Origin of the sequence: Streptomyces sp. NBC_00005, assembly GCF_045160215.1 — a bacterium.
Taxonomy (GTDB): Bacteria; Actinomycetota; Actinomycetes; order Streptomycetales; family Streptomycetaceae; genus Streptomyces.
Genome location: NZ_CP108316.1, coordinates 718045 through 741771 on the forward strand (window position 1 = coordinate 718045; position 23727 = coordinate 741771).

The window sequence follows — 23727 nt, forward strand, 5'->3', positions numbered from 1 at the left end:
TCGACTATCCTCGCGGGGTGACAACTTTCCATCGCGCACGCAGCGAGGAGCAGCGCGCGGTACGGCGGCAGAGCATCCTGCACACCGCGGCCGGCATGCTGGACGAGATGCCGGTCGCAGCGGTGAGCCTCAACGAGCTCAGCCGCCGGGTCGGGCTGTCGAAGTCCGCCATGTCGCTCTACTTCGAGTCACGTGAGGCGGTGCTGCTCGACCTGCTCTCCGAGGCGGCTGCCCGCTACCGGACCGAGACCGCCGAGACGATCCCCGAGTGGGCCGACCCGTCCGCACCGGCTCCGGCGAGAGCGCGCCAGGTCGCGGCAGGGCTGGCCGCTACGTTCGCCGCGCACCCGATGCTGTGCGAACTGCTGAGCGTGCAACACGCGATCCTGGAGCACAACATCTCCGTCGATGTCGCGACCAGGTACAAGAGGTCCTCACGTGACGCCATCCGCTGGCTCGCCGCACGGCTCCGCGACCTGCTCCCCGAGCTCGACGACGAGCGGGCGCTCCGCGCCGCGCACATGGTGATCATCCTCGTCGGCGCCCTGTGGACCCGCAGCCGTCCCGCCCCCTCACTGCTGGCCGCCTTCCAGGCCGACTCGAGCCTGGCGTTCATGCACCCGGCCTTCACCGAGGCTTTCGAGGCGGCGATCGCCACTTTCCTCCGGGGGCTCATCATGGAGACCGCCGACGCGCCCGATCGTCGGACGGAGCCGGGAACATGACTTCGGCATCCCGCGCGCGCCTGATCAACAAGTGATGCGTCGAGCACCATCAAGCGCCGAACTGACCCGCCGTGCCCAGGAGACCGGCCGACTGCGCCTCGGCTTCGTCGTCGACGACCTGATCCTCATGCTCATGGCCCACCGGGGCGTCCAGGACCTGCCGCGTGCCGCCCGGCTCACGGCTTCCCGCCGCTTCGCTACCTGATCCCCGTGGGCGCAAGGTACGCCAGTTCGACCGCCGGGGACGTCGACGCCGCAGCGACGCGCTCGCGCCCTCATCCTGTACAGCTCCTCGAGACGTGCCGGAAGGCCCGCCCCGAGGCGTCGTTCGGCGAACTGCGGTCCGCGATCATGCCCTTGACACTCGCAGGGGCGGACGACGTACTTTGAGCTCGCGGTTTTTTGACGGGTGGAGGCCTTCATGCGCGTAACTGGCGTGGTACCGCCGGGTGCGTGCACCGGTGCGCGGCTGATCACCCGGCGGCATGTCGACTACTGCCGTACCTCCTCCGCCGTCTGTCCTTCCGTACACGCCTGATCCCTGCCGGCCCGTCCCGTCGGCCGTCTCGTCGTGGCCCTGCGGCCCCCGAGCTCTCGTGTTTCCCGGAAGGAACGCCATGTCCGGCCCCGCCCTGCACCTCGCCGTGGAGATCGACGGCGACGGTGCCCACTCCGCGGCCTGGCGCCGCGCCGCCCACTCGCCCGACCAGTTGCTCACCCCGCGCCGCGTGGCCCGGGTCGCCGCCATCGCCGAGAACGCCGGCTTCACCCTGATCACCCTGGACGACGGCGTTCTGCCGCCCGGAGCCGCACCGAATCCCGTGGGCCGTATCGGCGCGGTGGAGCGTGCAGCCTTCGTCGCGGCGTCCACGAGCACCGTCGGGATCGCGCCTGTCGTCCCGGTCACGTATGCCGAACCCTTCCATGTCGCCGGCCAGTTGGCGTCCCTGGACCACATCTCCGGCGGCCGCGCCGGGTGGGTGGTGACGGAGGAGACACATCCGGAGGCCAGCCGAGCCTGGGGGCGCCCCTTGATCGCCGACGCCGCCGCGCGGGCCAGGGAGTCCCGGGACGGTGTGGAGGTGGCCCGGGCCCTGTGGGACTCGTGGGAGGACGACGCGGTGATCCGGTCCGTGGCCACGAGCCGTTACCTCGACCGCGAACGGCTCCACTACATCGACTTCACCTCACAGACGTATGCCGTCAAGGGCCCGGCGATCGTGCCGCGCCCGCCCCAGGGACAGATCGTCGTCCTGGGCGGGCCGGACCGGGTTCCCGCCGCGCAGCTCGACGTCGCTCTCGTCGCGGGCCGTGACCTCACCGCGGTCACCACGGCCGCCGCTGCCGCAGGCACACCCCGCGTCTTCGCCGAGGTCGAGGTGGCGCTGGACACGCCGGAAGCCACCGCCGCCGAGCGCGTCGCCGACCTGGAACGGCACGCGTCGTGGACCGACCGGGGCAGACTGCGCCACCTCGGCTCCGCGGATCGACTGATCGCGCTTCTGGGCGAGTTGAGCCGTCATGTCGACGGCGTACGGCTGCATCCGCTGGTGCTGGACGAGGACCTGCCCGTCCTCTCCCGCCTCGTCCTGCCGGCACTGTCCGAGCGGCGCCTTGTTGCCCGCCCCCTGCCCGGCACGTCCCTGCGCTCGGCCCTGGGCCTGCAGCGCCCCGCCAACCGCTTCGCACCAGCGGCCGTTCAGGAGGACGCCCGATGACCCGTACCGATCCCCTCGACGTCCCCCGGCCGCACGCCCAGCTCCACTTCGGGGTGTTCTTCCAGGGCGTCAACCACTGGACCATCTGGTCCGCCCCCGACAGCGGCTCCCAGATCGACCCCGCTTCCTTCCGCCGGGTCGCCCAGACCGCCGAACGGGGCCTGTTCGACGCGTTCTTCCTCGGCGAGGGGCTGCGACTGCGCGAGGTCGACGGCAAGATCCACGATCTCGACGTGGCCGGACGGCCGGACGCCATCACCCAGCTCGCGGCGCTGGCCGCGGTCACCCGTCGGATCGGCCTGGTCAGCACCTCCAACTCCACGTTCAACGAGCCCGCCGATCTCGCCCGCCGGCTGTCCGGCCTCGACCTGCTCTCCGAAGGCCGCGCCGGCTGGAACGTGGTGACCACGGACAACGCCTGGACCGGCGCCAACTTCCGCCGCGGCGGCTATCTCGACCACGCCGACCGTTACCGGCGCGCCGAGGAGTTCCTCACCGTGGCCCGCGCGCTCTGGGACGGCTGGGAGGTCGGAGCCGTCGCCGACTCCGCCCACGCACCCGCCTGGTCGACGCCCGGTGCCGTACACCAAGTACGCCACCGTGGGCCGCAGTTCGACGTCACCCTCGCGCCGACCCTGCCGCGCAGCGCCCAGGGGCACCCGGTCATCTTCCAGGCCGGCGACTCCGGCGAGGGACGCGACTTCGCCGCCCGCAACGCCGACGTCATCTTCTCCGCACACGGCAACGACTTCGACGACGCCCTGGCCTTCGCCGAGGACATCCGCAACCGCCTGCGTGCCGTCGGCCGGCCCGACGACGACCTGCGGATCCTGCCCGGCACCGAGATCATCCTCGGCGCCACCGAGGAGGAGGCCCAGGAGAAGAAGCGCTGGATCCGGTTCCAACAGGTCACCCCTGCCACGGCTTTGGGGATCGCCGGGCTCCTGTGGGGCATCGACCTGTCCGACCGTGACGCCGACGGGCCGTTGCCCAAGGAGGATCCGGTCGTCACCGAGAACGACGGCTCCTTCGGCGCACGGCGCATCGCCGACCCGCGCGAGGTCGTGACCGAATGGCGGGCGAAGGCGGAGGCGCATGACTGGTCGCTGCGCGAGACCGTCATCGCGCTCGGCCCGCAGCGCGGCCACGTCGGTACTCCGTCCGCCCTGGCGGACAAGTTCGCCCACTTCGTGCGGCACGGCGCGATCGACGGCTTCAACGTCACGCCCTACCTCATCCCCGACGGCCTCGACGACATCGTCGACCTGCTCGTCCCGGAACTCCAGGAACGCGGGGTCTACCGCACCGAGTACACCGGCACCACCCTCCGCGAACACCTCGGTCTGCGCGCACCTCTCACCCTCCGGTCCGCGCCAGCCCGACAACAGGCGGGCTGACGGCCTCACCGACGACGAGAACCCCCTGGCCGCGACGGTCGGGTCGGATGTTCCAAGGCTCCCGCCGGTCTCCGGGCCGTCGGCATCCCGCACGGCTCCGGTACACATGACTGACAAGAAGCTGTGACACACGGACCGGAATGCGGGTCGGCCGGCGCCCGTTCTGACTGGCATGACCGTTGGAGTGGCGCTCGACGCGTCCGACGCGCGGAACCAGGTCGACGCGACCGTGCGGCCGGCCCAGGAGGCCGCGGCCGCCGGTCTGCGGTCGGCCCGGTGCGGCCAGACCTTCGGCACGCACTCACCACAGCCCGTGGCCATCGTCGGGCACGCGGTCCCCGGGCTGGATGCGGGCACCTCCGCGATCCCGGCGTTGCCGCGACGCCGACCCCACCGAGGTCGTGTTCTCGGGCACCGGGATCGCCGGAGCAGCGGACCGCCGACGCACCTGGGCATCCCTCGGCGAACCTACCGGCTGCGTACGCCCGTCGGGCCGACCGCCCGACACCTGCCCGCCCCCCTGTGCGGGGTCGGACCTCGCGTAACGAAGGAGCACTCATGACCACCGAGGCGACCACAAAGGACCTCCAAACCTTCACCGAGAACTGGCTGGAGTGGTACCGCGCCCAAGAGACCCGGCTCGCCGACCCGCACGGGTTCCTGGCAATCACCGGCCTGCACTGGCTCGACGACCGGCCACAGCGCTTCCCCGACGCACCCGGCGCGTGGCACACCGGTCCCGACGGGGTCGTCGTGAACCTCGACGACGGCGAGGAACTGGTCGTCGACGCAACACCGGTGCGGGGTGAACACCGCTTCGGTGTCCTTCCCGAGCGCGGCGGCGTCGACGCGGTCTGGGGAGACGCCGTCATCGAGGTCGCCAAACGCGGCGGCAACGACATCGTGCGCCCCCGGCACCCGGACGCGCCGCTGCGTACCGCCTTCACCGGCACACCCGCCTACGCCCCCGACCCGCGCTGGGCCGTTACCGGCCGGTACGTTCCCTTCGACGAGCCGCGCCCGACCACCGTGGGCGCCGCGGTCGAGGGCCTTGAGCACGTGTACGACGCTCCGGGCAGGATCGAGTTCGAGCTGGACGGACACCAGCTGTCCCTGACCGCGTTCCCCGGACGTGGTGCGGGCCGGCTGATGGTGCTGTTCACCGACGCGACCTCCGGGGTCACCACCTACGCCGCCAACCGGGCCCTGGACATCGAGCCGCCCGCCGTCGACGGCATGGTCGTCCTGGACTTCAACCGCGCCGCGAACCTGCCGTGCGCCTACACGGACCTGGCCACCTGCCCGCTGCCACCGACCGAGAACCGGCTGCCGACGGCGATCGAGGCCGGTCAGAAGATTCCCCGCGAGCGCGGCGGATCCTGAGCCGGGCGGTCTGCCGACCGGCCGCGGCACTGGGTGCGGTCACGGTCTGGTCGGCCGGTCCACGCTGGACCCTGACCGTGGTCGCGGCCCTTGCCTCCGCCGTCGCCGTCGTGGTGCTGTTGCACGTCCTGCGCCGCACTCAGTTCCCGGTCCGGTGACCCGTCCTGCGACCGGGTCGTGAGGACGGACCCCGATCACCCGCCACCTGCCCCGTGCGGTTGGCCCTCAGGAGGCTGAGGCCCAGTGGAGTGAGAACATGCAGCACGGTATTCCGGTCCCGGACCGATGCGGCCAGCTCCGCCTCCCGCAGGATCCTGACGTGTTCGCTGGCCGTCGCCGCGGTCACACCGGCCCGCCGGGCCGCCTCGCCGGTCGTGCACCCGTCCTCCAGGACGCGGAGCACGGCCGCCCGCCCGTGGCCGAGAAGCCGTTCGAGCGTCATACGGGTCTCGCCGCCCGCCCGCTGAGGCGACCACCAGTGCTGTGTCCGGGCGACGGGGTAGACCAGCACGGGCGGCAGCGTCGGGTCGGTCAGCGTGATGGGTGTCTGCCAGCAGAAGACGGAGGGCACCAGGAGCAGCCCTCTGCCGTCCAGACGCAGGTCACGATCAAAGGGGTACGCCGTTTCCAGCACGGGCGGCCGCCAGCGCAGCGACGGGCCGAGACTCGACAACAGCGCGTCGACACCGCCGCGCAGCATGTCCCGGGCACGTACGGCACGGTCCGCCTCGATCTGCGCACGCACCGCAGACCAGCACGGAGTCAGGGCCGCGTCGAAGTAGCGGTGCAATGCCTGCCCGAGGCTCTCCAGCGCGGAGGGCTCGCCGTCGGCAAGAGGACGCAGCCAAGCAGGCGTTGCGGAGAGCACGTTCATCTCCTCCCGCAGCCGCCTGCGAGACGTGGACCGAATCGCCTGGACACCCTCCGCCAACCCTTGCGAGCCCTCGGCCGGATTGAGGAAGTCGGGGAAGTTCCCGCGCGGCGGGGCCAGTTCCCGGACCAGATACAGCTGCCGCCGGGGCAGCAGTCGCAGCCGGGTGCGTGCCTGGGCGCGCCAGGTGTCGAATACGGCCCGTCCCTGACGCGTCGCCAGAAGATTCAGACTGAGCACGATCTCCCACAAAGGATCGGGAGCGGCGGCGACGCGAGTCCTGAGTAAGTCATCGCGCGTGAAATGCACTCGGAGCACGGAACTCTCACAGTCGGTCGCGTGATCAACTGAGGTGTGAAACAAGGGTATGCGAGGGACCTGACGGACCTGATGGTCCCGTGGAATCGATTGCCTCGACATCTCCTTTCACGCCAACTACTCCCCCACCGAATCCAGCCCATGCGCATGGCCGGACGACCGCATCAACAGCTGATTTCGACGAGGAACGAATCACCTGGCACCAGGCGCCGGTGAGGGGCAGTCTGAAGACGCACACGACCAAGATCTACGCAGTGCCGACCAAGGGGGAACAACGACATGCGCAAACGTGCTGCTCTCGGCGCGGTGGCGGCCGCCGCCTTCGCCACCGTGCTGGTGACCGCGCCGGGTGCATCGGCAGAAGCCAATCCGCCCGGCTGCCCGAAGGAATACTTCTGCGCCTACAGCGGAGAGAACCAGACCGGTCAACTCGTCGTGAAATCCGCGGGAAACTGGACCGGGAATGTAGCCTTCCGTTCCGCGTTCAACAACGGGGTCCGTTTCCCGGGCGCCGACCACGTCGACGTGACGTACACCGTGGACGGCGGAACGGAAACTGCCTGCCTTCACTACAACCCGGGTCCCGGCGCATACAAGGCGAACGCCGTCGCCGGCACCCACATCGTCAAGGTCGTATGGCGGGGCGAGTGCTGACTACAAAGGGGGGCGCACCATGCTGACCGGAAAGCGACTCGGTGCACTGGGCGCCGGGGCCGTCGCGGTGGCCTTCACCGGCGTTCTCGCCACCGCCCCGACGGCCTCCGCGGAGCCCGACCCGGCCGACTGCGGCATGGGTTGCTTCTGCGCCTACAGCAGCGCCCATCAGACCGGGCGGCTCGTCCGGCACTGACACGGCAGGCATGCGGGCCGGCTCGGGCTACCGGGCCGGCCCGAACCGGCCGCGTCCGGGCGGTCGATCTGCTCGTCGAACCCTCAAAGGGCTTGCCGGCGTGGTGTTTTCGGAGCGGACTCCGTTGTTGACGGGGCATGTGATCGACCGGGGAATCGGATTCCGATGCGGGTCCGGACGCTCGCGGGGAGGGACGGCCGGCGGGCGGTGGTCTGTAGGCGGGTGGGTCATCTGCTCTGTCCCGCTCGGCCCCGCGAACAGGGGGTTGGAGTCCTGGAGCGATGCGCCAGGACTCCGGCCCGGCCGACGACGCCGTCCGCTCCGTAGCGCGCCCAACTGGTCGCCCCCTGACGTGATCGCCTACGCGAGCGTCGGCGCGAGACCCGGTGCGCGCCTGTCGAGCATCCCCATGCCCGGATCGCCGACGTGTGAGCGGCCACCGAGCCGGTGGCGCACGGCCGTCGGCGTCAACGCCGCACCCAACCATCGGCGTTCGTCAGTCGTCACCCATGACGAGCCCGTACTGAAGGCTGCCCTCGGCCTGAAGGCTGCCCTCGGCCAACCCCCCACCGTTCGAGAAGGAGGCCGGATGCTCCGTATCCACTTCACTGCCCACGACTTACAGAACATTCGGCTGGCGCGTCGGCCAGATCCCCTGTGGGAACTCGTCTGCGCCGCCTGCCGACTGGTCACACGACAGGGACCGCTCGAGTTCGGGGCATGGCGCCGCTCCGTGCGCGAGCAGGTGATTACCGACCCTCATGCAGGCCACGCCCTCCTCAAGCTCCAGACGCTCGTCCCGCCCGTCGGATACATCCCCGACTTTCTCACCCCCTCCGTCCGGGAAGGGGGCCTGCCCGCAGCCCTCGAAGAGATGGAGGCCACTCCCCCGACCCGTCTCAAGCGCGAGTTGGGCAGACTGGCCGGTGCCCGTCCGCTCCCGGCGTGGACCACCGGGCTCGGTGGACCAGGTGGCGGCCGGAGCATGCGATCTCTGGTGAAGGCCCTGGACGTCTCCGCCAGGACGTTGCTGGCACCGCGCTGGACCCACATCCGTAAAGCCATCGACGACGAGGTCGGCCTGCGTTCCCGGGCGCTCCTCGACGGTGGCGTCCTCGCCCTGCTCAACAGCCTTCGTCCGCTTGCCCGGTGGCGCGCACCCGTGCTGGAAGTGGACTATCCCACCGACCGCGACCTCCGTCTGGAGGGCCGCGGGCTGCTGCTGATCCCGTCCTACTTCTGCTGGCGCAGACCCACCGCCCTTGCCGATCCCGCCCTCGGCCCGGTCCTCGTCTATCCCGTCACCACACGGCCGCTCGACGTAATCCCCGTCAACGACAACGGACTTGACCGTCTCCTGGGCCGTACCAGGGCCTCGGTACTCACCGAGCTGGCCCGTGGCCACGCCCGCACCACCTCCGAAGTGGCGACGGCCGTCGGTATCGCCCTGCCCAGCGCCAGCTACCAGCTGGGCGTCCTACGGGACGGCGGGCTGGTGGCGAGCCGCCGCGAGGGGCAGTACGTGCGGCACTCGGTGACGCCCGTAGGCCACATACTCCTGGACGGAGACGAAGGCATGCGGGGAGGGACGGCCGCAGCTTCGGGGCCCTGGCGCGAGTTGAGGTGCGAGTGAGTCGACGGCGGCGCTTCCGGGATGTTCATGTCGAGCAGGGGTGGCATTTCGAGGAGATTCGAAAGGCTTCTCCCTGACGGGCCGCATCGGCAATCATCCCCCGGCGGGGCGTGACACGGCCCGACCGGTGCCGCTGTCCGACGTCCCGGTGTCTTCCTGACGGAGGTCTCGTCCATGCGCGCGAAGCGCTCCTTGCTCGGCATCATCGGTGTTGTGGCCTGGGTGCTGCTGGCCACCTTCTGCACCGGATCGGCCCAGGCAGCCGGCGTCCCCGATGTCCACACCGGCGACCGTGTCCAGGTCGCGCCGCCTGCACCACACGGCGCGGGGGCCCAGTCGCCTTTGGCCGCCGTCTCTCCCACGATCTCTCCCGCCGCCAACTGGATTCACCGGGCGCAGGACGAGCTGTTCGACTGCAAGGAGGGAAACCTCTGCGTCGAGGTGTGGGATCCGACGGTCTCGAAATGGAAGATTTTCTTCCTCTACACCTGCAACCGCTACTACCTGTCCAACTGGTTCAACACCGGCTACTACCTCAACAAGCAGACCGGCTCGGTCACTTCGTACTTCTACGGCGCCCAGGGGCAGGTTCTGAGGGCCTTCTCCCCGCCGCAGGTGGGGACTCAGGACTGGAATTCCGTGTGGTCCATCCGTAACTGCTGAGCTCCGGCACACGACAGACCTGCACCGTCTCGCGACGGCAGACCGACCTTCCGACGCACATCGACCAACGGGGGAAACATGACACTGGTCCACAACCACCAGCACAACCACCACCGCAGCCGTACCCGTCGCGCCGCAACGGCAGCTGTCACGCTCCTGATGGCGGCCGTCCTCGGAACCGCCTCAGCCGCAGCCTCCAACGCCGCCGATACCGCGGCACCGCAGACACACGAGATCGCCTCGTCCGTTCTCGGCAGCGACTACAAGATCACGCTCACCGCGCTGCGGTCGACGCAGGACGAGACCGCCGCCTCGGTGGAGCTGGAGGTCTCCACTCAGACCGACGGCACCTGGAAGGAGTCCGACCGGGTCACCGTGGGCGAGGTCGACGGATGGTTCTGGTACCCCCTCACAGGCAGCGGTGCCGTCTGCGAGTTCTCCACCGCGAGTACCGAGCCCGCGCCTCTGACGGTGAGCCTGCAGATCACACCGTCCCTCGGCTGTTCCGAACCGGTCCACTACGTCGTCAAGCAGGGCAAGGTATTCGCCGACTGAAGCGCGTACCGCTCATCCCCGACCAGCGACACACCACATGACCGATACCGGCCCGGGCAGGTCGTGGCGACCGCCACCATGGCGGCCCACGCCTCCCGGTTCCGTGCTCGCCGGGAGCCTGCTGTCGTCGCCACCACCGTCGAGGCCGACGAAGCCGAGGTCGGCGATCGCGGCGAGGCCGGCCGAGCGGAGTCGGCCGACCAGATCGTCGTGGCGGCGGGCGGTGATATGCGAGCCGCGCGCCGGTCGGGCGATGGAGGTCCACAGCAGCCGGGCTCAGCCAGGTGGCGGCTGAAGTGGATGAACGCTTCTGCGGCAGCGGCGGTGGGCGTGGTCATTTGGTGGTCTTCCGGTTCCGAAGGGCTGCCGCGGTGAAGTGCGTCATTTCTCGGCCGGGGTGGGGGCTCGGGGAAGGCGTAGCTGGAAGCATGCTCCGAGGGGCCGGGGGGTGAGGGTGAGGGTGCCTCGGTGGCGGTGGGCCAGGTCGCGGGCGATGGCGAGGCCCAGGCCGGTGCCGCCGTGGTCGCGGGAGCGGGCGTCGTCGAGCCGGACGAAGCGTTCGAAGATGCGCTCGGCGTCCTCGGTGGGCACACCCGGTCCGTCGTCGTGCACCGTGAGGACGATCCAGTCGTCCTGGTTTCGGATGGTGATCTGGATGCGGTGTGCGGCGTGGCGGGCGGCGTTGTCGATGAGGTTGCGCAGCAGCCGTTCGTATTCGTCTGGGTTTCCGCGTGCGTATGCGGGGGCGGTGCTGTCGCAGGTGAGGGTCAACGGCCTTTCGGTGAGGGGGTATTGCTCGGTCAGTCGGGAGGCGAGGGCTGTCAGGTCGACGGTTTCGGGGCCTGTTATGGGGGTGCGGGTGTCGAGGCGGGCGAGGAGCAGCAGGTCTTCGGCGAGGGCCTGGAGCCGGCGCGTCTGTCGGGCGGCGGTGGTGGCCGCGGCGGGCCAGTCGGTGCGTTCCGGGTAGGCGAGCGCGACTTCCAGGCTGGCCAGCAGTGTGGTGAGGGGGCTGCGCAGTTCGTGGGCGGCGTCCGCGACGAAGCGGCGTTGCTGGGCGGCGGCGTCGTCGAGGCGTTGGAGGGTGCTGTTGATGGTGGTGGCCAGAGCCGTGATCTCGTGTCCCGTGGCGGGGACGATGACGCGTTCGCGGGGGTCGCTCGCGGTGACCGAGGCGGTGAGGACGCGGATGGCTTCGACCGGCCGCAGCGCGATACGGACGGCGAAGTAGACGGCGGTGGCGATCAGTACGAGGCCGACGAGCCCGGCCCGCAGCAGCAGGCGGTCGGTGGTCCCGGTGATTGCCTCGGCTGTGTGCGGGAGCACCACCACATAGACCCGCAGGTTGGCGTCGTCGGCGACGCCCAGAGCGGCGGCTTTGTCATTGCCCAGAGCACCGGCCTGGATATCGGACGTGATGACCTGATTGGTCCCGCCGGCTACAGAGAATTTGTCATGGGGGTCGTAGTCGGGGTTCGCAGGTAGGCGAACGGTGGTAATGAGCTCGGCCCTCAAGGCTTTCGGCGGGGCGGGCATCACGTGGTGGGTGCCGGGAGCGAAGTCGTCCATGCCTCCGCCGTAGGCGACAGCGGCGCGTCGGCCGGTCGCGACGACCTCGTACGGCACAGTGCTTATGGAGTCGGGAATGACACCCTGTTCCAACTTGTCGCAGAGAGACCAGAGTTGTTCTTTGGCTTGGTCTTCGGCGATCTGCGTGCTCTGGTGGTAGACGTCGTGGTGGACCCACCAGCCGATGCCGGCCAGGATGACGGCGGTGGTCGAGGCGGCGGCCAGGGCCGCGACGGCCCGTACCGAACGCGGCCACCAGCGGCGGCGCGACTCAGTCGCGTTCACGGTCGTCCACCAGTCGGTAGCCGGTACCCCGTACGGTCTGCAGGGACCGTCGGTCGAAGGCGGAGTCCACCTTCTTGCGCAGTGCGCTGACGCGTGCCTCCACCAGGTTGGGATCCAGGGCCTCGTCGGGCCACGCGTGATAGAGCAGATCCGCTTTGGAGACCGCCTGGCCCGCCCGGCGGGCCAGCAGCTCCAGCACGGCGAACTCCCTGGGCGTGAGTTCCACCCGGGCCCCGGCCCGGCGGCAGACCCGGGCGGCGACATCCAACGAGAGGTCGCCCACGGCGAGGACGGGTGGGGCGACCGTGGCCGCTCGTCTGACCAGCGCCCGCAGCCGTGCGACGAGCACCACGTAGGAGAAGGGTTTGGCCAGGTAGTCGTCGGCCCCCGTGTCCAGGGCCTCTGCCTGATCCCACTCCCCGTCCTTGGCGGTGAGTACCAGGATGGGGGTCGCGTTGCCCTCCCGACGCAACTGGGCGCAGACCTTGTAGCCGTTGAGCCCGGGCAACATCAAGTCCAGTACGACAAGGGCGTATTCGCCGGTCCGGGCCATCCACAGTCCCTGCCGGCCGTCATGGGCGAGGTCGACGCTGTAGCCCTCGGCGGTCAGACCGGTGTGCAGGGTGTGGGCAAGGTCCACCTCGTCTTCGACCACCAGGATGCGCATGCGGTGCAGCCTTGCACAGCGCCGGCCCGCCTTCCTGATCGGCCGGTCAGGTTGGGTCAGCCTCCGGTCAACGAGGTCCGAGCACGCTGGCGGAGTTTCTTCGCCACTGCTGAAAGGCCCTGCCACCGATGTCCGTTGATGAACGTATGCCCGTCGCGGCCCGGACGGTTTCCCCTCCCGTATCCGCCCGCCAACCATCACCGGGCCCGGCCAAGGCCGTTGTCGTCATCGCGCCCTTGGCGCTGACCATCGCTCTGGGGCTCTGGGGTATCCGCAGGCAGAACACCATGTGGGGGGACGAGTCCGTCACCTATCAGCTCGCGCACCGCGATCTATCGCAGATATGGCGCACCGCCCAGCACATTGATCTGGTCCATGCCCTCTACTACGCCGTGATGCACGAGCTCTTCGGTCTCCTCGGCGGAGGGCTGCTGACGTTGCGGCTGCCGTCCGTGCTGGCCATGTCCGCGGCGGCGAGCGGAGTCGGGCTGCTGGCGCTACGCCTGGCGGGACCCCGTGCCGGGCTGCTGGCCGGGCTGGTGTTTCCGCTCCTTCCCCAGGTGCAGAAGTTCGCGCAGGAAGGCCGGTCGTACGCCATGGTCTGTGCCCTGGTCACCTGGGCCACCTATGCGCTCGTGGCCGGCGTCCCGCATCGCGCCAGGTGGCGGTGGGCGGTCTATGGCTCCACCATGCTGCTGGCCTGTCTGCTCCATGAGTTCGCGGTCCTCGCCCTGGTTGCACACGGCGTCACACTGATCGTCTCCCGTGCTCCACGACCGGCGCTGAGGGCGTGGAGTGTGGCTGCCGCGGGCGTTGTGGCAGGGCTGTTGCCGCTGGCGATCTTCAGTGCGGGGCAATCAGCGCAGGTGTCCTGGATCGGCGGACCGGTGCGGCCTGGTTATTTCCTGGTGGTGGCGGGAGTGGGCGTGGTGTGTGCCCTCGCGCCCCTGGGGGTGAGGGGGCCCGTGCGGCTTTCCGCGCTGGCGGTGCCGATTCTTGTGCTTCCCGGTCTTCTGCTACTGATCGCCTCACCGGTCAAGCCCCTTTTCGTCGACCGGTATGTTCTCTACAGCAATATCGGAATCGCCTTGCTGCTGGGCGCCTTGATGGATTACTTCCTCCGGCGGCAGCGGTTTTCCCGCTACGTGTGGATCGCGGCGGTTGCCGCACTGGCCACGCTCGTCCAGCCGAGCCTTTCGCTGAGGACGCCCCAGAGCCGGAGCAATGACGTCACCGCCATCGGCGCCGCCGTACGCGAGGAAGGCCGTCCCGGCGACGGGCTGCTCTATCTCGCCGGCCAGCACCGGATCCTGACTGCGGCCAACCCCGAGGACACCCGTTTCCTGACAGATCTCGCCCTGGCACAGGACCCCGTTTCGTCGAACACACTTGCAGGTGTCGAGCTTCCCGCCCAGGAGATTGCGGCACGCATGCTGGCATTCGACCGGATCGTCGTGGTCCGCGCGGTGGGTGTGCACTCGCCGACCAACCCGCAGGAGGAAGCGAAGACAAGCACCCTGCGGCGCCACTTCCGCGAGTACGGAACAACCCACGTCAACGGGGCGCGAGTCACCGTCTATGTCCGAGACCACGACCCATCTCCGAAGGCCGGTCCTGCCCGCAGACAACCGCCGCCGACCAGCACGAGCGGGCTGCGCCGGCCCTTCAGCCACGCCCTCAGAGCGCGGTCGGTGACCGTGAGGCCGGCGTCGCGGGCGTGCTCGGTCCGCGTGAGGTAGTGCAGCCGGGCTGGCCGAGGCGGCGCACGATCCTGCTGGATGTGGCCCTCGATCGGCGGGTGCGCTCTGGCCGCGATCCGCACAGTCCGAGCGCCGCGGGGCGGGCGAATCCGGCAGGAACGGTTCATCGGCGGCTTGGCCACGCTCGACATCGGGCACTTAATAGACTTAAACGCCTATTGTTGGGCAATATCCGACAGATTCGTAAGGAATGGACGATGGCTCTCGGTGCCGGCCTTCCGGCCGTGAAGCGTAGGTCCCTCCCCCGTGCGTCTGTGGTGATCATGGTCGCCGCCGGTCTGGTCCTGGCCGGTGCCTGCGGCGAGGGCGGTGCGGGTAGCGACGACAGTCCCAGCATCGGGGTGCTGCTCCCCGGTGGCGGGGCCTCTCGATTCGGGCAGTTCGACCGACCCCTGATCGAGAAGAAGCTGAAGCAGCTGTGCCCGGACTGCCCGACGACCGTCGCTGCCACGCCTGACCCGGCCGTCCAGCGGCAGCAGCTCGACGCCATGATCACCAGAGGTGTGGATGTCCTGATCATCGCTGCCGTCGCCCCCCAGTTGCTGCGCCCGTCGGTCGAGGCCGCGCACCGGGCCGGTATCCCGGTCGTCGCCTATGACCGGCTCGCGGAAGGCCCGATCTCCGGTTACGTGACCTTCGACGGCGACACGGTCGGCAAGCTTCAGGGCGAGGCGCTCCTGAAGGCCATGGGCGCGAAGGCGCGCGGCGGCCAGATCGTCATGATGAACGGCGCCACGATCGACCCCAATGCCGGCTGGTTCAAGCGGGGAGCACTTTCCGTCCTCAAGGGCAAGGTGAAGATCGGCAAGTCGTACGACACCGTCGGATGGCGGCCGGAGAACGCCTTCGTCAACATGACCGGCGCCATCTCCGCCCTGGGCGCGGGCAACATCGACGGCGTCCTGGCTGCCAATGACAGCCTCGCCGGCGCCGTGATCTCCGCCCTCAGAGCCACCGAGGTCAGGCCGTTGCCCCCGGTCACCGGCCAGGACGCCGACCTCGCGGCCGTGCGACGCATCGTCAGGGGCGACCAGTACATGACCGTCTACAAGCCCTTCAAGCCCGCAGCCGACGCCGCCGCCGAGATGGCCATCGCCCTGGGACGCGGCAAGACGGTCGAGTCCATCGCCACCGGCACCGTCGACAGCGCCACCACCAAAGACATCCCGGCGGTACTGCTCCCGGCGATCTCGGTGACTGTCAGCAACATCAAAGACACTGTGGTAAAGGATGGTATGTACACCATCGACCAGATCTGCACCCCTAAGCTGCGGTCAGCCTGCGACAAGGCCGGCCTCACCCGGTGAACTCTCCTCGAAGGCGCAAGGAGGTGGTCCCGTGCCGGTTCAGCCCCTGCTGGCGCTGCGCGGCGTTTCCAAGCGCTTCGCTGCCGTCCAGGCGCTGGTCGACGTCGAGCTGGAGATCAGGGCCGGGGAGGTGGTCGCCCTGGTGGGTGACAACGCCGCCGGCAAGTCCACCCTGGTCAAGGTGATCTCGGGGGTCGGCCCCGCCGACAAGGGCGTCATCCAGTGGCAGGGCAGTGCCGTCCAGATCAAGCGTCCTCAGGACGCCCAGGTCCTGGGGATCGCGACCGTTTACCAGGACCTGGCGATGTGCGGCAACCTCGATGTCGTAGGCAATCTCTTCCTCGGCCGGGAAATCCACCGGCTCGGCATCCTCGACGAGGTGGAGATGGAGCGCCACACCCGCGAGCTGCTGCACACGCTGCCCATCCGCATCCCGGACGTGCGTGTGCCGCTCGCCTCGCTGTCCGGCGGCCAGCGGCAGGTCGTCGCGATCACCCGCTCGCTCCTCGGCGCGCCCAGACTGCTCCTGCTCGACGAGCCCACCGCCTCCTTGGGCATCGAGCAGACCCGTCAGCTCCTCGACCTCATCGAGGAGCTGCGCGACCGAGGCGTCGGAATCCTCCTCATCAGCCACAGCATGGGCGACATCAAGGCCGTCGCCGACCGGGTCGCCGTCCTGCGCCTCGGCCGCAACAACGGCTTCTTCGACGTGAGCACCACGTCCCAGGAACGGATCATCTCCTCCATCACTGGCGCGGCGGACAATGCCGCCGCCCACCGCCCGACCGACCCGGAGGAGGCCTGGCCGTGACGGGGAGGGAGAGGAGGACGGGGGCGAGCTCCGACGATGCCGCGCCCCCCGCCGGACGTCTCGGGGTGTACGCCGGCGCCGTACGCCGCAGACTGCACGAGCGTGACCTCGGCGCGGCCCCGGTCCTCCTTGTTCTCGCCCTGACCTGGGTGATCTTCCAGGGCCTCAACGACAACTTCCTCTCACCGCGCAACCTGTCCGTCCTCAGCGTGGACATCGTCGGGACCGGCATGGTCGCCGTCGGTATCGTCTTCGTGCTGCTGATCGGCGAGATCGACCTGGCGGTGGGCTCGCTCGCCGGACTGGCGGGCGCCCTGTTCGCGTCGCTGAACGTGAACCTCGGAATGGCGGAATGGCTCGCCGTGATCATCGCAGTGATCTCCGGTACGGCCGCCGGGGCCACCCACGGGTTCTTCTTCGCCAAGATCGGTGTACCCGCGTTCGTCGTCACCCTCGCGGGACTGCTGGGCTGGAACGGCCTGATGCTCTACCTGCTGGGAACGGAGAGCACCATCAACTTCAGCGAGGACGGGTTGGTCGCCATGCTGACCAGCCGCTACTTCAGCGCCGTCGTCGTCACCTACGGCCTGGCGGCGCTGGGCACGGCCGCATACCTCCTCGTCTCCTACCATGACCGCAAACGCCGCAGCGCCGCCGGGATGCCATACCGGCCGGTGGGCGAGATCTGGGCGCGTACAGCCCTTCTGGCAGTGGTCGCGTTCGCCGCCGTCTACGTGCTGGGGCTGTTCGAGGGGCTGCCGCTGGCTCTCGTGCTCTTCCTCGCGGTCATCATCGCCTCGGACCTCGTCCTGCGCCGCACAACCTACGGCCGGCAGGTCCTCGCACTGGGCGGCGGTGTGGAGGCGGCCCGGCGGGCCGGCGTCCATGTGGCGCGCGTGCGGATCTCGGTGTTCATGGTGTCGGGGACCCTGGCCGCGGTCGGTGGCCTGTTCGTCGCGTCGCGACTTACCTCGGCGAGCCAGGTCCCGGGCTCCGGCATGCTCCTGATCAACGCCATCGCCGCCGCCATCATCGGCGGCACCAGCCTGTTCGGCGGACGCGGTTCGGCCTGGTCCGCGCTGCTGGGGGTGCTCATCATCCAGTCGATCGCCTCGGGCATGGCCCTGCTGGGAGTCGAACCCTCAGTCCAGTTCATGATCACCGGTGGCGTGCTGCTCATCGCGGTGGTTTTCGACGCACTGGCACGGAGCGCAGCTCAGTCGCGCGGGCGGGCATGAGGGATGTGCCGGGTCACATCGAATCGGCCAGGCGCGGGACGCAGCCCTGGTCCACGAGGGAGCTGCTCTTCACGTCGAGCATGCCGGGCTCCCGACGCCGCAGGCATCGGGAACCCGGTGTGCGCCGGACCAGGGATCAACGCAGGCAGGACTCCGCCGCGCCGGTTTCGCCCGCGGTGGTCCGGACGAGGTAAATGACCTTGTCAGCGCCACCGCGCACATGGGCCGGCACGTCGAACGAGACGCTCTTGCTGCCCTGGTCGACATCTTCATCAACCGGGAAGTCGACGCGAGTCAGCCACGGGATCATTCGAGCTCTCGCGGCTCATCCAAAACGGCCGCCTGATGCTCCTGCCCGGATGCGTGCGGCTTCGCCGGTCGAGCCTCAAGTTCCCGCTGCCTGGCGGCCAGTGCCCTCGCCAGCATCTTCGCCCGGTACGGATTCACCGTGCTGAGGGCCTTCGCCGCTTCCACGGCCTCGTCCAACAGGGCCAGCCGTCGCTCCGGCAACTCCCGCACCAGGGGCGAGCCACTCTCCTCCACCAGGACGTACGCCAGCTTCGACCCGTACACCTCCGGCTCGACCTGCGTCAAAAGACGGTAGATCCACAGCCCCTCGACACCCCGCACCACCCGCCGGTTGGCACTGATCAGCCTGACCCTCGCCAGCACAACCATGTCCTGATCCATCGATCCCCTTCGTCCCACCACCCCCGGCCCACGCATGTCACACGGCGAGACAGCACGGCGAACGCACCGGCAGCCGATGACGGATGCCGACACGTTGGCCGGAGAGTGGATGACGACGATTCTGCGGGCACCGCACTACCCTCAACAAGACCGAACGGGCGTGCGCTACGTCCTACCGAAAGCGTCTCCGAACAGGCATGATTGACCTGACACTCACTCAAGCCTCGTCCGTACCCACTCGCCAGGACGCGACGACAACATCCCGAGCATCGATCGGGCGCCCTCGGAGACAGACTGAGATCTGGAGGGGCAGCCGCCACGGGTACTCAAGGCAGGCGATGCCCCGTTCGAGCCCCGCGGCGACGTGATCCACTACCAGGGCGGCACCAACCTTCCGGACACACAGTCGCAGCCGGTGGTCACCATTTTCGCGCAGCGAAGGACCCCGGTTCTGACCGTGGTCGGCGCCGAGGACCTGGCCGAACGACGGCACCTATGGGTTACCCGGCCATGACGGCCACGAGCATTCCGGCCTCCGGCCCCTTCTGCGAGCTTCGATGCGTCCGCCGACCACCTCGCGTCACTTCAGCCCCGTATGCGCGAGCCCCTCCACGAACTGGCGCTGGGCGAAGACGAACACCGCGACCACCGGCAGCGCGGTGAGGGAGGCGGCCGCCAGTTGGACGTTCCACATGGGTCCTCCGTAGGCGTCGACGTACTGGGTGAGGGCCTGCGGCAGGGTGAACATCTCCGGCGTGGAGAGGTAGACGATCGGCTCCAGGTAGAGATTCCAACTGTGCAGGAAGGTGAAGATGGCGACGGCGGACAGTGCGGGGCGGGCCAGCGGCAGGGCGATGCGCCAGTAGATGGCGAAGCGACCCAGGCCGTCCATCCGCGCGGCCTCCTCCAGCTCGTGGGGCAGTGCGATGAAGAACTGCCGCATGATGAACGTCGCCAGCACGCTCGGCGCGCCGAGGACCGGCACCAGGATCAGCGGCCAGTGGGTGTCGATCATTCCCCAGTCGTGGAACATCTGGAACAGCGGGACGATGGTGACCTCGCTGGGGATCAGCAGTCCGGTGAGGACCACGAGGAACAGGACGTTCTGCCCGGGAAAGCGGATGCGGGCGAAGGCGTATCCGGCCAGCGACGAGACCGCGAGCGTTCCCAGGGTCACCACGATCGCGATGTACATGCTGTTGAAGTACTGCTGGCCGAACGGCTGCAGTTCGAAGACCTTGCGGTAGGCGTCAAGTTGCGGGTTGTCGGGGACCAGCTTCGGGGGGAAGGCGAAGATGTCACCGGCCGGCTTCAGCGAGGACGTCGCCATCCACCAGGTGGGGAAGACGAACGGCACGCACAGCACGATCAGGAGGCCGTAGAGCAGCAGCTTGGCGCGGGTGGACAGGTTACGACTCATGGAACACCCACTTCTTGCGCATCTGCCACTGGATGACGGTCAGCACCAGCACGATCACGAACAGCAGGACCGAGAGTGTCGCCCCGTAGCCGAAGTGGTGGAAATTGAAAGCCTGTTGATAGAGGTAGTAGACGAGCACGGTGGTGGAGCCGGACGGGCCGCCCTGGGTGAGCACAGCGATCTGCGCGAAGACCTGAAGCGAGCCGACGACCGTGATGATCGAGGTGAGCAGAATGGTGGGGCTGATCAGCGGCACCGTGATGCGCCAGAACTGCCGCCATCGCCCGGCACCGTCCACGGTCGCCGCCTCGTACAGCTCGCGCGGCACTCCCTGCAGAGCGGCCAGGAAGAGCACCATGTTCAGGCCGACGTTCTTGAAGCACTGCACGACGACGGCCGACAGCATCGAAGTGCCCTCGCTGCGCAGCCAGTTGGGCCCATTGACGCCGATCAGGTCAAGGCCGGCGTTGATGCCGCCGTTCTTCTGCAGCAGGAAGCCCCACACGATGGTCCAGGCGACGAGCGAGACGACGACCGGTGAGAAGAACACAGTGCGGAAGACGACGCTGCCGCGCAGCTTCTGGTTGAGCAGCACGGCCAGCGCCAGTGCGAGGGAGAGGTTGAGGACCACCAGGCCGGCGGAGAAGTAGGCCGTGGCCCGCAGCACACCCGGCAACTGCGGGTCGTCGAGCAGCTTCTGGTAGTTGTCCGTGCCCACCGAGTGGAAGGTGCCGGCCAGCACGTTCCACTCGTGGAAGCTGTACCAGACGACCAGGACCAGCGGGATCAGCACGAAGACGACGATGCCGACCAGTTGCGGGGCAATGAACAAGTAGCCGGCAAGGTGGTCCCGGCGCCGGGACGTCCAGAAGGGCTTCCCGCCGCGAGGGGCATCGCCCGGTGGGCCGGCGGCCGTGGTGCGGGGTCGTTCGAGGGTCTTCATGGCGCGGTCACTGCTCCAGCTGCGGCTTGATGGAGTTGCAGACCCCCGTCAGGATCTTCTGTACGTCGGCGTTCGGCTTCCACAGCGCGTCCAGGCCAGAGCGTACGGCCGCGTAGATCTCTGCCTGGCCGATGTGGACAGGCTTGACCTTGCCGCGCTTGATGCCGTCGATGACGACGTCGGCCAGCTGCTTCTCGCTGAGCTTGGCGTTGCTCTTGGCGAGCGTGGCGGCGTTCAACTGAGAGGTGCGGGCCTGTGGGAAGTAGGCGCCGAGTTTGGCGGAGTTCTCCTTGTTGGTCATGAAGGCCTGGAAGTCGGCGGCGGCGTCGGCGTGCTTGCTCTTGGCGAGCACGGCGATTCCGGCCTGGCCGATCACGGCGTACTTGCCTTTGGGCCCTTCGGGCAGCGGGACGAAGTCCCATGAGAACTTGTCCGTGAGGAGGGAGGCGCGGCTCATCTGGGTGACGGTCATGGCGGATTCGCCGGCGAAGAAGTCGGCGGTGGTGCCGGGGGCGAGCATCGCCTCGTCGTCGAAGATCGCCTTGTGCAGGCTGGTCATCGCCTCGACCATCTCCGGCTTGTCGAAGCCGCAGGTCTTGCCGTCGGCCGACCAGGCTTCGGCGCCCCAACCGTCCCAGTAGGTGGCGAGGTTGTCCCAGGCCTTGTAGTCGAAGTCGCGGATGACCATGCCGGTCTTGCCGGTCTTGGTGTGGACGGCGGCGCCCATCTTGTTGACCTCGTCCCAGTTCCACTTGCCCTGCTTGATCAGCACGGCGGGGCTTGGCTGGCCGGCCTTCTTCAGCATGTCGAGGTTGACGAAGACGCCGAAGGGCGAGGTGGAGAAGGGGTAGGCGTAGAGCTTGCCGTCCTGCTGCCAGATCTTCTTGGCGGCGGGCAGTACGTCGGGGTCGTCCTTGACCTCCTTGAGGGCGCCCGAGGAGACGAAGTCGAGGGCGGAGTTCTCGAATATCCACGCCAGGTCGGGGGCCTTGCCGCCGGCCATCTGGGTGGTGAGGGTTTCGGTGTAGTTCTCGACCGGGAGGACGTCGAACTTGATCGACTTCACTTCGGGGTGGGACTTGCGGTACGCGTCGGCGATTCCGTTGAGGAGCTTCAGATGCTCCGGGGCGCCGGACCAGACCGTCATACGCAGGCTCACGGGCCCGTTGTCGGAGCTACTGCTGTCGCCGCCGCTGCCGCAGGCGGTCAGGCCCAGGAGTCCGGTGGCGGCCAGGGCGGCGAACTTCTTTGTGCGCTGCTGTCGTTGGGAGTTCATGCGGGTGTCTCTCCTGGTCAGTAGCCACTGATGTCGGGCCAGCGCAGTTCGACGCCGTGGGCGCGGAGCAGGTGCTGGAAGGTCTCGAGCCGGTCGGGGGTGTTGCGTACGGCGCGGGGGGTGATCTTGTGTTCGACGCAGTGGGCCGCAAGGAGTCCGGCGACCTCGCCGATGTTCCACTCGACGGGGTGCAGGCGGTAGCAGCCGTTGGTGAGGTGGGTGGTGCCGAGGTTCTTGCCGGCGGGCAGCAGGTTCTCCATCCGGGTCGGTATCAGCGCGCCGAGCGGTATCTCGAACGGACTTGAGGGGACGTCGATGTAGGTGTCGCCGCCGGTGGAGGGGTGCAGGTCGAGGCGGTACATGCCGATGCCGACCGAGTCGGGGTAGTTCATGGCCCCCTTGCCGCCGCGCACATCCAAGGACAGATCCTGTTCGACGACGGTGTACTCGGCGCGGATACGGCGGGATTCACGGATATAGGGCGCCTGGGCGAGGCCGTCCGCTGCGCCGGTGATGTCGCCGCGCAGCCGCAGCCCGGGGAAGCCGGTGCCGCCGTCGGCTCGGGGGGCCTCGGTCTGCATCCAGAACAGCAGGGAGTACGACAGCTCCTTCGCCGCGGCCAGATGCGCCTCGGCGTCGGGGACGTCGATGACCGGGCCCTCCCAGTAGTCGATCATCGGCCAGTTGACCAGGGTGATGTCGCTGACGTACGCGCCGGGGACGAAATTGTCGCGGGCGGCGATGCGGCGGAAGGTCCACAGGTTCATGTCGCCCCCGCCGACCCGCTGATCGGCGACGACCTCGGCGGGGTCGTCGCCGGGGTTGGGAGTGAAGCCGCGTTCGACGACTTCCAGGGTGCGCGGGTGCGGGGCGGACCAGGACAGCAGCGGGGCGCCCCAGAAGGAGGGCTGGTAGGAGCGCCAGAAGTCGTAGGAGGCGGGGCGGTCGATGGTGTGGTTGCCGTCTACGTGGTCGAGGGCGAAACAGTAGGAGACGGCCTGCATGTTCAGCGGCTGGGCGGCCTCCGGGGCGGAGGGTTCGCCGGTGTCGCTCTGGGCCTCGAAGCCGGTGACGTACTCGGTACCGGTCAGCGGCAGCAGCTCGCCGGTCTCGGTGGCGTCGAGCACGTAGGCGGCGGTGACGGTGATCTGCTCGCCGCTGACGCGGTGAGCGAGGGTCACGCCAGTCACCCGGTCACCGTCGGTGGCCGCGGTCACGGGGCGGTAGGGCTGCAGGACACTGAGCCGTCCGCTGCCGCGGTACGGGGCGAGCAGCGCGTCGATCACGGCGACGCCCACGCGCGGTTCGTGGCACAGGCGGCTCACCCAGCCCGCGCCGGGGTTGAGGTCACGGCGGGCGCGGGCCCGGGCGGTCAGGGGGTAGTGGCGCCGGTAGTAGTCGCGGATCCCGTCGCGCAACGCCCGGTAGGAGGCGGTGGCGCCGAACTGCTCGATCCATGTGTGCTCGTCCGGCGGCACGGCCTGGCTGGTGAGCTGACCGCCCAGCCAGTCGTACTCCTCCGTGAGGATCACACTCCGGCCGGCGCGCAGCGCACCGAGCGCTGCCGCGACACCGCCGGTGCCGCCACCGACCACGAGGACGTCCGCGTGCATGGGTCTCCTCACTCAAAGGGGCGTTGCTCAATGGGGCG

At 68.9% G+C, this 23727-nt stretch carries 22 protein-coding genes and 3 pseudogenes; 16 read left to right on the top strand and 9 right to left on the bottom strand.

Features of this window, described 5'->3' with window-relative positions; genetic code table 11:
* Nucleotides 1-17: 17 nt before the first annotated feature.
* The 7 genes and pseudogenes from OG303_RS03665 to OG303_RS03695 all read left to right on the top strand — a co-directional run bounded on the left by OG303_RS03665 (nucleotide 18) and on the right by OG303_RS03695 (nucleotide 5223).
* Nucleotides 18-725, top strand: a complete 708-nt coding sequence (locus OG303_RS03665) for a TetR family transcriptional regulator (protein WP_405864643.1) — start codon at nucleotides 18-20, stop codon at nucleotides 723-725.
* A 55-nt stretch (nucleotides 726-780) separates the two neighbouring features.
* Nucleotides 781-924: pseudogene (locus tag OG303_RS03670) on the top strand (TetR/AcrR family transcriptional regulator); the annotation flags it as partial.
* Nucleotides 924-1100 (top strand): annotated as a pseudogene (locus OG303_RS03675) (carboxylesterase/lipase family protein); the annotation flags it as partial. The pseudogenes OG303_RS03670 and OG303_RS03675, both read left to right, overlap by 1 nt.
* A gap of 242 nt (nucleotides 1101-1342) precedes the next feature.
* A complete protein-coding gene (locus tag OG303_RS03680) occupies nucleotides 1343-2443 on the top strand; it encodes an LLM class flavin-dependent oxidoreductase (protein ID WP_405864645.1) in 1101 nt (366 codons plus the stop codon).
* Nucleotides 2440-3840, top strand: a complete 1401-nt coding sequence (locus OG303_RS03685; protein WP_405864647.1) for an NtaA/DmoA family FMN-dependent monooxygenase — start codon at nucleotides 2440-2442, stop codon at nucleotides 3838-3840. The genes OG303_RS03680 and OG303_RS03685 overlap by 4 nt, the downstream gene beginning before the upstream one ends.
* A gap of 172 nt (nucleotides 3841-4012) precedes the next feature.
* Nucleotides 4013-4222, top strand: a pseudogene (locus OG303_RS03690) (LLM class F420-dependent oxidoreductase); the annotation flags it as partial.
* A 176-nt stretch (nucleotides 4223-4398) separates the two neighbouring features.
* On the top strand, nucleotides 4399-5223 hold the full coding sequence (locus OG303_RS03695) for a DUF1684 domain-containing protein (RefSeq protein ID WP_405864649.1): 825 nt from the start codon (nucleotides 4399-4401) through the stop codon (nucleotides 5221-5223).
* Nucleotides 5224-5362: 139 nt separating this feature from the next.
* Here the strand turns inward: OG303_RS03695 and OG303_RS03700 are convergent, their stop codons facing one another.
* Nucleotides 5363-6334 (bottom strand): winged helix-turn-helix domain-containing protein, encoded by a 972-nt coding sequence (locus OG303_RS03700; protein WP_405864651.1) that lies wholly within the window; start codon nucleotides 6332-6334, stop codon nucleotides 5363-5365.
* Nucleotides 6335-6718: 384 nt separating this feature from the next.
* On the opposite strand from OG303_RS03700, the gene OG303_RS03705 reads away from it, so the two are divergent.
* The 5 genes from OG303_RS03705 to OG303_RS03725 all read left to right on the top strand — a co-directional run bounded on the left by OG303_RS03705 (nucleotide 6719) and on the right by OG303_RS03725 (nucleotide 10113).
* Nucleotides 6719-7066 carry a peptidase inhibitor family I36 protein gene (locus tag OG303_RS03705; RefSeq protein ID WP_405864653.1) on the top strand — a complete coding sequence of 116 codons (348 nt, stop codon included), beginning with the start codon at nucleotides 6719-6721 and terminating at the stop codon, nucleotides 7064-7066.
* Between the two features lie 19 nt (nucleotides 7067-7085).
* Nucleotides 7086-7262 (top strand): hypothetical protein, encoded by a 177-nt coding sequence (locus tag OG303_RS03710; RefSeq protein WP_405864655.1) that lies wholly within the window; start codon nucleotides 7086-7088, stop codon nucleotides 7260-7262.
* A 733-nt stretch (nucleotides 7263-7995) separates the two neighbouring features.
* A complete protein-coding gene (locus tag OG303_RS03715; RefSeq protein ID WP_405864657.1) occupies nucleotides 7996-8895 on the top strand; it encodes an ArsR/SmtB family transcription factor in 900 nt (299 codons plus the stop codon).
* A gap of 174 nt (nucleotides 8896-9069) precedes the next feature.
* A complete protein-coding gene (locus OG303_RS03720; RefSeq protein ID WP_405864659.1) occupies nucleotides 9070-9558 on the top strand; it encodes a hypothetical protein in 489 nt (162 codons plus the stop codon).
* A 78-nt stretch (nucleotides 9559-9636) separates the two neighbouring features.
* Nucleotides 9637-10113 carry a hypothetical protein gene (locus tag OG303_RS03725; RefSeq protein WP_405864661.1) on the top strand — a complete coding sequence of 159 codons (477 nt, stop codon included), beginning with the start codon at nucleotides 9637-9639 and terminating at the stop codon, nucleotides 10111-10113.
* Between the two features lie 381 nt (nucleotides 10114-10494).
* On the opposite strand, the gene OG303_RS03730 is transcribed toward OG303_RS03725, so the two are convergent.
* Both OG303_RS03730 and OG303_RS03735 read right to left on the bottom strand, forming a co-directional pair.
* Nucleotides 10495-11964 (bottom strand): sensor histidine kinase, encoded by a 1470-nt coding sequence (locus OG303_RS03730; protein ID WP_405864663.1) that lies wholly within the window; start codon nucleotides 11962-11964, stop codon nucleotides 10495-10497.
* Nucleotides 11951-12631 (bottom strand): response regulator transcription factor, encoded by a 681-nt coding sequence (locus OG303_RS03735; RefSeq protein WP_405864665.1) that lies wholly within the window; start codon nucleotides 12629-12631, stop codon nucleotides 11951-11953. Before OG303_RS03735 ends, OG303_RS03730 begins: the two co-directional genes overlap by 14 nt.
* A gap of 128 nt (nucleotides 12632-12759) precedes the next feature.
* On the opposite strand from OG303_RS03735, the gene OG303_RS03740 reads away from it, so the two are divergent.
* The 4 genes from OG303_RS03740 (at nucleotide 12760) to OG303_RS03755 (ending at nucleotide 17747) form a co-directional block, all read left to right on the top strand.
* Nucleotides 12760-14370 (top strand): hypothetical protein, encoded by a 1611-nt coding sequence (locus tag OG303_RS03740; protein ID WP_405864667.1) that lies wholly within the window; start codon nucleotides 12760-12762, stop codon nucleotides 14368-14370.
* A 218-nt stretch (nucleotides 14371-14588) separates the two neighbouring features.
* Nucleotides 14589-15698 (top strand): sugar ABC transporter substrate-binding protein, encoded by a 1110-nt coding sequence (locus tag OG303_RS03745; RefSeq protein ID WP_405877066.1) that lies wholly within the window; start codon nucleotides 14589-14591, stop codon nucleotides 15696-15698.
* Nucleotides 15699-15729: 31 nt separating this feature from the next.
* On the top strand, nucleotides 15730-16509 hold the full coding sequence (locus OG303_RS03750; protein WP_405864668.1) for an ATP-binding cassette domain-containing protein: 780 nt from the start codon (nucleotides 15730-15732) through the stop codon (nucleotides 16507-16509).
* On the top strand, nucleotides 16506-17747 hold the full coding sequence (locus OG303_RS03755) for a sugar ABC transporter permease (protein ID WP_405864670.1): 1242 nt from the start codon (nucleotides 16506-16508) through the stop codon (nucleotides 17745-17747). The genes OG303_RS03750 and OG303_RS03755 overlap by 4 nt, the downstream gene beginning before the upstream one ends.
* A gap of 136 nt (nucleotides 17748-17883) precedes the next feature.
* Here OG303_RS03755 and OG303_RS03760 read toward each other — a convergent pair whose 3' ends face one another.
* The 6 genes from OG303_RS03760 to OG303_RS03785 form a co-directional block, all read right to left on the bottom strand.
* Complete coding sequence (locus tag OG303_RS03760; RefSeq protein WP_405864672.1) at nucleotides 17884-18057, bottom strand: hypothetical protein; 174 nt, start codon at nucleotides 18055-18057, stop codon at nucleotides 17884-17886.
* Nucleotides 18054-18425: a hypothetical protein gene (locus OG303_RS03765; RefSeq protein WP_405864674.1), complete on the bottom strand. Its 372-nt coding sequence runs from the start codon at nucleotides 18423-18425 to the stop codon at nucleotides 18054-18056. Before OG303_RS03765 ends, OG303_RS03760 begins: the two co-directional genes overlap by 4 nt.
* A 592-nt stretch (nucleotides 18426-19017) precedes the next feature.
* On the bottom strand, nucleotides 19018-19857 hold the full coding sequence (locus OG303_RS03770; RefSeq protein WP_405864676.1) for a carbohydrate ABC transporter permease: 840 nt from the start codon (nucleotides 19855-19857) through the stop codon (nucleotides 19018-19020).
* Complete coding sequence (locus OG303_RS03775; protein WP_405864678.1) at nucleotides 19847-20800, bottom strand: carbohydrate ABC transporter permease; 954 nt, start codon at nucleotides 20798-20800, stop codon at nucleotides 19847-19849. Before OG303_RS03775 ends, OG303_RS03770 begins: the two co-directional genes overlap by 11 nt.
* A gap of 7 nt (nucleotides 20801-20807) precedes the next feature.
* Complete coding sequence (locus tag OG303_RS03780) at nucleotides 20808-22076, bottom strand: ABC transporter substrate-binding protein (protein ID WP_405864680.1); 1269 nt, start codon at nucleotides 22074-22076, stop codon at nucleotides 20808-20810.
* Between the two features lie 17 nt (nucleotides 22077-22093).
* Nucleotides 22094-23689, bottom strand: coding sequence for an FAD-dependent oxidoreductase (locus OG303_RS03785; RefSeq protein ID WP_405864682.1), 1596 nt, complete (start codon nucleotides 23687-23689; stop codon nucleotides 22094-22096).
* Nucleotides 23690-23727: the final 38 nt, after the last annotated feature.